The sequence below is a fragment of the Alcanivorax sp. 1008 genome (assembly GCF_020667895.1).
Taxonomy (GTDB): domain Bacteria; phylum Pseudomonadota; class Gammaproteobacteria; order Pseudomonadales; family Alcanivoracaceae; genus PGZG01.
In genome coordinates this window covers 1-338 of record NZ_JAFMPS010000110.1, presented here as the reverse complement: position 1 = coordinate 338, position 338 = coordinate 1, and the positions used below count along the sequence as shown (strand labels likewise).

The window sequence follows — 338 nt, the reverse complement described above, 5'->3', positions numbered from 1 at the left end:
TGTATGCGGCACAGAGCGCCATGCAGGTGGCCACCGAAGCGGTGCAAATCCACGGTGGCTATGGCTATATGCGCGAATCACGGGTCGAGCAGCTAATGCGTGACGCCAAGATTCTGCAGATCTATGCCGGTACCGACGAGATGCAGATCATCGCCATTGCCAGAGACCTGACGTCGCGCTGAGCCAGATTTTACCCATGCCGGCCTATCTGCCGGCATGGGTAAAAAATCATCAAAACAGGCCGATTGGCCCGAATGACAGGCTTAACGGCCCGATCAGTCCTTGTGGTTATACGCAGCCCCAATAGAATACCGCCTTCTCATTAGTAGTATGAGTAA

At 54.1% G+C, this 338-nt stretch carries 1 protein-coding gene; it reads left to right on the top strand.

Going from position 1 to position 338, the window contains the following annotated elements; all coding sequences use genetic code 11:
- Positions 1-182: acyl-CoA dehydrogenase family protein (locus J1C54_RS16505; RefSeq protein ID WP_255612705.1), on the top strand; the 182-nt coding region annotated here is incomplete at its 5' end.
- Between the last annotated feature and the right edge of the window lie 156 nt (positions 183-338).